The following is an 8,934-nucleotide window of genomic DNA, read 5'->3' on the forward strand; positions in this document are numbered from 1 at the left end:
CCCCTCGTCAGCCCATCGAACCCGGCATCAGGACCGAGTCGATGACGTAGACGGTGGCGTTGGCGGTCGGGATGTTGCCACAGAGGACCTTCGCCGAGTCGGCGCCGACGGTGAAGTCCTCGCCCGAGCCCTCGACCACGACCTTCTCGCCCTCGAGCGTCTGGTGCGATCCGGCGAGCTGGTCGGGAGTGAGCTGGCCCGGGACGACGTGGTAGGTCAGGATCTCGGTGAGCGTCGCCTTGTCGGACATGACGGCGTTCAGGTCCTTCTTCGGGATCTTCGCGAACGCGTCGTCGGTGGGTGCGAACACCGTGACGCCGTCGGCCGAGTTGAGCGTGTCGACGAGCCCGGCCTTGTCGACGGCCGCCACGAGCGTCGTGAGCAGCGGGTTGCCGCTCGCGGCGGTCGCGACGGGCTCGGTGGCCATGCCGTCGAAGGAGCCCGCGCCGTCGCTGGGGATCGAGGAGCAGCCGGCACCGAAGGTCTGGGCGCCGGCGTCCATGGCGTCCCCGGAGCTCATGTCGTCCGAGGGCGACTGGCTCATGTCGCCGGACGGGCTCTCCCTCATTGAGCTCGAGCTGTCGGAGGCGGTGTCGTCCCCGGAGTCGTCGCTGCTGCAGGCGGCCAGCCCGAGGGCGGTGGTCAGCGCCAGCACGGCGATGCCGGAGGTGCGTCGGAGGGAGCGGTTCATGATCGGGTGCCTTCCCGTTGCGGTCTGGTCGGGAAGGCATTCGGCGCCCCCTCCGAAACGGATTGGTCCGCTTCCCGGCGGCCTGGTGGTGGTTTCGAGGCTCGCTCCGCTCGCGCCTCAATCACCGTGTCGGTGGTTGAGGTGCGAGGGCCGCCAGGCCCGAGCCTCGAAACCACCACCGACGATCGCGCGCCTACCCGACGTTGACCACGATCTCCTGGATGCCGCTGGAGCCGTCGGGGAAGGGCGTGGCGCGGTCGGCGGTCTGCACGGTGCCGTCGCCGGCGATCGCGCGGCAGGCGATCGTGTGCCGGCCGGTCTCGGCGGTCCAGGGCAGGTACCACTGCCGCCAGTAGTCGGCGCCGAGTGAGGGGCCCAGCCGGGCCCGCTGCCAGTCGCCGCCGTCGACACGCACCTCCACCCGCTCGACGCCGCCCTGGTGCTGCGCCCAGGCGATGCCGCCGATGACGGTCCGGCCGGGGCCGACGGTCGAGAGCGGCTTCGGGGTGTCCACGCGGCTCGAGAGCTTGATCGGGGCATCGGTCGCCCAGTCGCGGTCGGTCCAGTAGGCGTCCTGCTCGGCGTACGTCGTCAGTGTCATCCGGGTGATCCACTTGCACGCACCGACGAACCCGTAGAGGCCGGGCACCACCATCCGGGCCGGGAAGCCGTGCTCGCGAGGCAACGACCTGCCGTTCATGCCGACCGCGATCATCGCGTCGCGGCCGTCGGTCGCCACCGACAGCGGGGTGCTGATCGTCATGCCGTCGACGTCGGTCGACAGGATCTGGTCCGCCGACGTGTCGCCGATGCCGGCCCGCTCCAGCAGGTCGGTGAGCCGTACGCCGAGCCAGCGCGCGCCGCCGACGTACCGCCCGCCGACCTCGTTCGAGACGCAGGTCAGCGTGATGTCGCGCTCGATCAGCGGCATCGCCAGCAGGTCGTCGAAGGTGAAGCTGACCTCCCGGGCGACGTCGCCGTCGATGGTGAGCGTCCAGTCGCCGGCGTCGACGATCGGCAGCGAGAGACGGGTGTCGACGCGGTAGAAGTCGCCGGTCGGCGTGCGGAGCGGGGTGATGCCCGGGACCCGGTCGTCCAGCGTCCTCGGGAACGGCGGCGCCGGGTCGGTCGTCGCCGGCAGGTCCACCGACGTCGTTCGGGTGCGGTACGACGTGATCCAGCGCCCCGCGCCGCCCATCACCACGCCGGCGGCGGCGAGCGAACCGGCCGCGACCAGGAGGCCGCGCCGGCTCGGACCGGTGCCGCCGGACCGCACACGGACGCGGGTCGAGGTCAGCCACCACAGCCACCACAGCGACCCGACGCCGACGACGCCGGCGACCACGCTGGGCAGCACGTCCGAGACCGGGGAGCCGGGGCGGCCGAGCGCGGCGCCGACGGGAATCGCCACCAGCCCGACCAGCAGGCCCGTGCCGTACCCGAGCCGGCGCCGGGAGAGGAGGCCGCCGACCGCCGCGAGCACGACGACCCCGACCATGACCGAGCCCACGAGCACGGTCTTGTCGTGGACGCCGAAGTGCTTGATCGCCCACTCCTGCAGGGGCGTCGGCGTCAGGTCGATGACCGTCGATCCGACCACGAGCACGGGCGACGACGCGGGTGCGGTGAGCGCCGCGACCAGGTGTCCGGCGGCGACGCCGACGAGCACGGCCAGGACGCCGAACCCGGAGTACAGCGGTCGGTTCCCCATGGAGGAGGTTCGGAGCGGCCCGGCCGTTGGATGGCCGCGGCCGGACCCGAGAGACCTGCCGCACACCGCATGCAAGATTTCCTCAAGCCGCCGCCCACCCGCGTGGGTGAACCCTACGGTCGCTGGTTGAACACTGCCCGGGTCACGGGCGGCGCACACAGCTGGGGGGCTGGCACATGTCACTGTCGCGCGCACGAATGCGGGCCGCACGACCATCTCGAGCACGCCGAGGCGGTACCGCCGCGGTGGCCCTCGGGTTGACCGCGGGCCTGTTCGCGCTCCTGCCGACCGCGCCCGCGGTGGCCACCGGCGGCGGTGGTGGTGGCGGTGGTACGGCGAGCTTCGTCTGCGCCAGCGACACCGTCTACAGCATCGACCAGGGCTCCCACGCGATCAGCAAGATCACGCCGTCGACCGGCGCGGCATCGTCGAACGGGTCGTTCGACGCCGGCTCCGGCGACGCCGTGAACGCACTCGCGCTGCCCGGCGGCGGCGGTCGGTACGCCTACGCGTTCAACCGCTCCGACAACCAGGTGCTGCGCTTCGACGCCGCCACCGGCGACACCGACTCCTACCACCAGCCGTCGAACGACAACGCCAGCAGCGTGATCGCGGGCGCGATCAACCCGGCCACGGGGATCTACTACTACGCGGCCGGTGGCGACCCGTGGAGGCTCTACGCCTTCAACACCGGCACGAACACCTCGATCGGCCGGGTCGGCACGATCTCCGACCTGTCCGTGAACGGCGACATGGCCTTCGACGCCGTCGGCAACCTGTACGTCGTCAGCAACGCGAGCAACACCGCCGCCGGCACGCTGGCCCGGGTCAACGGCCCGCTCCCGACCACCGCGGGCAGCACGACCCTCGCCGCTACCAAGCTCGCCACGCTCCCGGGCAATTCGGGTCAGTACGCGTCGATGGCATTCGACGGCTCCGGTGACCTGGTGATCGGCACCGGCTCGGGCAAGGTGCTGCGGGTCAACCCGTCGAGCGGCGTGCTGATCTCGACGAAGGACACCAACCGCCAGCTCTCCGACATGGCGTCCTGCTCGAGCCCGAGCACCGCGAACGCCAACGTCAACCTGCCGTCGGGCCGGCACGGCTCCGGCGACCAGTTCACCGTGACGATCACCGGCAACGGGGTGTCGAGCGGCAATACCGGCACCACCACCGGCAGCGACTCCGGCCTGCAGGGCAACCCCGCCGAGGTCGCCGGTCCCGTCGTCGTGGTGCCCGGCAAGACCTACACGATCACCCAGACCGCGGCCGGTGGCACCGACCTCAACGACTACACGACGACCTGGAAGTGCGTGTCGGGCGTCAGCGGCACCACGATCGCCAGCGGCGCCGGCAACTCCGGCACGTTCACCGTGCCGGCCTCGGCGGGCAGCACGATCACCTGCACGTTCACCGATCTCCCGCGCCTGCCGGCGATCGAGCTCGACAAGACCGCGGGCGCGCTGGTCGACACCGACGGCAACGGCCCGGACGCCGGCGACACCGTCACCTATGGCTTCAAGGTCACCAACACCGGCAACATCGTGCTCGACCCGGTGACCGTCGCGGACCCGAAGCTCGGCGCGATCACCTGCCCGTCCGGGCCGCTCGCGGTCGGCGCGTCGATCACCTGCACGCCGAAGACGTACGCCGTGTCGCAGTCCGAGGTCGACGCCGGGCGCGTCGACAACACCGCGACCGCCACGGGCATCGGCTCGAACGGCGTGCGCGTCACCGACACCGACTCGGTGACCGTGCCGGTGACGCCGCGGCCCGCCATCGAGCTGGACAAGACGGCCGGACCGGTGGTCGACGCCGACGACAACGGACCCGATGCCGGCGACACCATCACCTACGGCTTCACCGTGACGAACACCGGCAACGTGACCCTCGACCCGGTGACGCTGGTTGACCTGATGCTGGCCGACGCGATGCTCGGCGGTGCGATCGCCTGCGGCACCGGGGCGCTGGCGCCGGGGGCGTCGCGGACCTGCACCTCGCAGACCTACGAGCTGACCCAGGCCGACGTGAACGCCGGCAAGGTCGCGAACACCGCCACCGCGACCGGCACCCCGCCGTCCGGTCCGGTGGTCACCGACACCGACTCCACCACCACGACGCTGGCCGGTGCCCCGGAGATCGCCCTCGACAAGACCGCGAGCACGATCGTCGACGGTGACGGCAACGGTCCCGATGCGGGAGACACGATCACGTTCGGCTTCGAGGTCACCAACACGGGCACCGTCACGCTCGACCCGGTGGCCATCACCGACCCGATGCTCGGCGGAGCGATCGCCTGCGGCACCGGGGCGCTGGCGCCGGGTGCGTCGCGGACCTGCACCTCGCAGACCTACGAGCTGACCCAGGCCGACGTGAACGCCGGCAAGGTCGACAACACCGCCACCGCGACCGGCACCCCGCCGTCCGGCCCGTCGGTCACCGACACCGACGGCACCCACACCCCGGTCACCGGCACTCCGGCGATCACACTGGACAAGATCGCCGGCGCGATCGTCGACGGTGACGGCAACGGCCCCGACCGGGGCGACACGATCGACTACACGTTCGTCGTGACCAACACGGGCACGGTGACCCTGTCGACGGTCGGCGTGAGCGACCCCAAGGCCGGACCGGTCAGCTGCCCGGTCACCACGCTGGCGCCGGGCGCGTCGACGACGTGCACGGCCGCGGCGTACGCGCTGACCCAGGCCGACGTCGACGCCGGCAAGGTCGACAACACCGCCACGGCGACCGGCACTCCGCCGTACGGCCCGAAGGTCACCGACCGCGACTCGACGCACACGCCGGTGCCGCCGCACGCGGCGCTCGAGCTGCTCAAGACCGCGGGCGCGGTCAACGACGTCAACGGCAACGGCCTCGACGACGGCGACACGGTGACCTACCACTTCACGGTCACCAACACCGGCACCGTGACGCTGAGCCTGATCGGCGTCACCGACCCCAAGGTCGGCCCGGTCACCTGCCCGGCGACGTCGCTGGCTCCCGGCGAGTCGCTGGAGTGCGAGCCGCGCACCTACTCGCTGACCCAGGACGACATCGACCACGGCTCGGTGGACAACACCGCGACCGCGACCGGTACGACGCCGTCGGGCGAGACCGTCGAGGACGACGACTCGCGCACCGTGCCGCTGCCGGCCACCGGCGCCATCCAGCTGGTGAAGACGGCGAGCGCCGTCCACGACCTCGACGGCAACGGGCCCGACGAGGGCGACACGATCGAGTACTCGTTCCGCGTCACCAACACCGGCAACGTGCGACTCGACCCGGTGACGGTCTCCGACCCGAAGGTCGGCCCGGTCACCTGCCCGAGCGGTGCCCTCGACCCGGGCGAGTCGTTCGACTGCACCCCGGTGACCTACACCATCACCGCGGCCGACCAGGGCCTCGGCCGCGTGGACAACACCGCCACCGCGACCGGGACGGCGCCCAGCGGCGGCACCGTGCAGGACACCGACTCCACCACGACGCCGGTGCAGCCGACGGTCACCAACGTGAAGGTCACCAAGACCGTCGACCAAGCCGCGCCGCGCGAGGGCGACGTCGTGACCTACACGCTCGCCGTCACCAACACCGGTGCCGCCGCGGCTCGCGACGTGGTCGTCGTGGACGTGCTGCCGGCCGGCGTCACGCTGGTCTCCGCCGACGCGCCGTGCACGACCTCGGGGGTGACGGTCCGCTGTGAGCTGGGCACCGTGCCCGCCGGCCAGACCCGGTCGGTCGACGTCCGGGTGAAGGTCGCGCCGCTGCCGACCTCGGGGGCCGACCACCAGCACCTCTTCGACGTGCAGAAGACCGAGGTGCAGGTGGACGTCGAGCCCGGCGCCCAGGCGACCGGCACGGTCACCTGCCCGAGCGGGTACGTCGTGACCGACGGCTCGGGCCGCGTCGACCACGTCGACCAGGGCACCGGCACGCTCGCCGACGTCGCGATGACCGAGAACCACGCGGTCGGCGACGACGGCTGGACCGCCCGGTTCCTCAACGAGGCGACCGGTCGCGCGCAGGCGAAGGTCTTCGCGGTCTGCGTCGCGCGTGACAGCGAGGTCGTCTCCGGACACCGGCACTCGCTGGTGATCGACGGCCAGCAGTCCGAGACCCGGAGCCTGCCGACCGGCCGCACCACCATCGCGATGGGCTGCGTCTCTGGCCAGGTGCCGATCCAGCCGGGCTACGCGCTCGACGACGCGGCGCCCGTCGTGACGACGTACCCCGACGGCGAGCACGGCTGGACCTTCGCCGTCGACAACCCGGGCGGGGCCTCGGCGGGCACGTTCACGCTCCGCTGTCTCGACGTCCTGGTCGGCTCCGCCCACGGGCACCAGCACCGGCTCGCGCTCGACGAGGTCCGGCAGACCGCCACGGTCCAGCCGGGCGAGGTCGCCGAGGTCACGCTGAGCTGCGCGGCCGACGCCAAGGGCATCGTGGCGGGGTACGACGTGGACCCGGGCCTGGTCGTCCTCGGCAACGACCCGCGGCCGATCGTCCGGGTGTTCAAGCTCTACAACCCGACCGCCGAGCCGCTCGACGCCCGTCTCTACCTGCTCTGCCTGGCCAACCGCACCGAGCGTGGCGCCGACGCGGACGGCACGGTGGTCAACACCGCGACGGTGTCGACGAGCACGACGGAGACCTCCACGACGGACAACGCCTCGAGCGTGACCTTCCAGGTGGACACCTCGCCGGCGAGCACCCCGTCGGCGCCGTCGGCGCCGTCGACGCCGGCCGGGCCGAGCGGCCCGTCGGTGCCGCCCACGGTGATCCCCGGCCTGACCCCGGTGGTGCCGAGGGCACTGGTGGCGCGCGCCGCCGTGACCGCGACCGTCGGCTGCGCGGGCACCACCGCCTGCACCGGCCGGGCCACGCTGGTGGCCGCGAAGCGGGTGAAGGTCCGCGGCACCGTCGTGCGGAAGGGTGCGGTGCTGGCCAAGGCGTCGTACTCCGTCGAGGCGGGCTCGCAGACCAAGCTGCGGCTGGCCAAGACCCGCCTCGGGAAGGTCGCGCTGAAGGGTGCGAAGGTACGCCGCGCCGCCCTGCGCGTCGGCGGCGAGAGCTTCACGGTGCGGCTCCACCGCTGAGCCCGGCCCCGAGCTCGGGCATGCGGCAGGATGAGCCGCATGCCCGAGCTCGTGCACTACCGGGTGGCCGACGCGGTCGCCACCATCACCCTCGACTCCGAGCACAACCGCAACGCGCTCTCCCGCCGGCTGGTCTCCGAGCTGTTCGAGTGCCTGGAGCGGGCCGAGTCGGACGCCGAGGCGACGGTCGTGCTGATCACCTCGGCCGGCCGGGTGTTCTGCTCCGGTGCCGACCTCTCCGAGGCCGCCGACGGCGGCATGGACGAGGGCGCCCGCAGGATCGTCGCGCTGCAGCGGCTGATCGTGAGCATGGACAAGCCGGTCGTGACCCGGCTGGCCGGACCCGTGCGCGCCGGTGGGATCGGCATCGTGGCCGCCTCCGACATCGTGGTCGCGAGCGACGACGCGACGTTCGCGCTGACCGAGGTCAAGCTCGGCCTGGCCGCGGCGATCATCTCGCTCACCGTGCACGCCCGGATGAGCCCCCGAGCGGCGTCCCTGACGACGCTGGGCGGTGAGGTCTTCACCGGCGCCGAGGCCGCGGCGTACGGCCTGGTCACGACGGCCGTGCCCGCCGACCGGCTCGACGAGGAGGTGGGGAGGGTCTGCGCGTCGCTCGCGACCGGGGCGGCCCAGGGCCTGCGCGAGTCCAAGCGCATCCTCAACCGCGACCTGCTCGCCCGGATCGACGCACACGGCGAGGAGATGGCCGAGCTGTCCGCCCGTCTGTTCGCCTCCGACGAGGCGCGTGCCGCGATGACGGCGTTCCTGTCCCGCAAGCGGTAGCCGGCCGGGTAGGCTAGTCGACTCGCTGCAAGAGGGGACAGGCGTGTCGGAAGAGCTGGTCGAGAGGGAGATCGCGACCGAGCAGGGGTTCGTGGACCGGGTCTATCGACAGCTGGAGGTGTCGGCCCGGGCCGCGCAGGAGCTCGCCCGCGAGGGCCACAGCCGGGGCCGGCTCGGTCACGAGGGCGGGCTCGTCGAGCGCGACGCGATGGTGTTCCAGGCCGCGCGCCGGATCGCCCAGCTCGACGCCGCCCACGAGGGCCTGGTCTTCGGCCGCCTCGACATGCTGCCCGACCTCGACCCGGAGCCGCGCTACATCGGCCGCATCGGCCTGCGCGACGACAACCGCGACTCGCTGCTGATCGACTGGCGCGCCCCGGCCGCGGCGGTGTTCTACCAGGCCACCGCGGCCGAGCCGCAGCGCGTCGTACGCCGCCGCGTGCTGCGCGCCGCCGGCCGCACGGTCGTGGGCGTCGAGGACGAGCTGCTCGACGCCGAGGTCGAGACCGACCTCCCGATCGTCGGCGAGGGCGCGCTGATGGCCCAGCTCTCGCGGGCCCGCGACCGCTCCATGCACTCGATCGTCGCGACCATCCAGGCCGAGCAGGACCGGGCGATCCGGGCGCCCGGCCGCGGCGTCGTCTCGATCT

At 72.5% G+C, this 8,934-nt stretch carries 4 protein-coding genes and 1 pseudogene; 3 read left to right on the top strand and 2 right to left on the bottom strand.

Annotated elements, in window-relative coordinates; translation table 11 throughout:
- Window positions 1-7 precede the first annotated feature (7 nt).
- Together FHU40_RS25945 and FHU40_RS25950 are read right to left on the bottom strand one after the other, a co-directional pair.
- Window positions 8-691: a fasciclin domain-containing protein gene (locus FHU40_RS25945; RefSeq protein WP_183595411.1), complete on the bottom strand. Its 684-nt coding sequence runs from the start codon at window positions 689-691 to the stop codon at window positions 8-10.
- Between the two features lie 193 nt (window positions 692-884).
- A complete protein-coding gene (locus FHU40_RS25950; protein ID WP_183595412.1) occupies window positions 885-2,402 on the bottom strand; it encodes a molybdopterin-dependent oxidoreductase in 1,518 nt (505 codons plus the stop codon).
- A 245-nt stretch (window positions 2,403-2,647) separates the two neighbouring features.
- Here FHU40_RS25950 and FHU40_RS25955 point away from each other — a divergent pair, with 245 nt between their 5' ends.
- The 3 genes and pseudogenes from FHU40_RS25955 to FHU40_RS25965 form a co-directional block, all read left to right on the top strand.
- Entirely contained in the window at window positions 2,648-7,498 is a 4,851-nt protein-coding gene (locus FHU40_RS25955; RefSeq protein ID WP_183595413.1) for a DUF7507 domain-containing protein, read from the top strand.
- Between the two features lie 39 nt (window positions 7,499-7,537).
- The gene (locus FHU40_RS25960; RefSeq protein WP_343058032.1) at window positions 7,538-8,284 is read left to right on the top strand and encodes an enoyl-CoA hydratase-related protein; all 747 of its coding nucleotides are present in this window, start codon (window positions 7,538-7,540) and stop codon (window positions 8,282-8,284) included.
- A 43-nt stretch (window positions 8,285-8,327) separates the two neighbouring features.
- Window positions 8,328-8,934 (top strand): annotated as a pseudogene (locus FHU40_RS25965) (HelD family protein); the annotation flags it as partial.

Source organism: Nocardioides soli (assembly GCF_014191495.1).
Taxonomy (GTDB): domain Bacteria; phylum Actinomycetota; class Actinomycetes; order Propionibacteriales; family Nocardioidaceae; genus Nocardioides; species Nocardioides soli.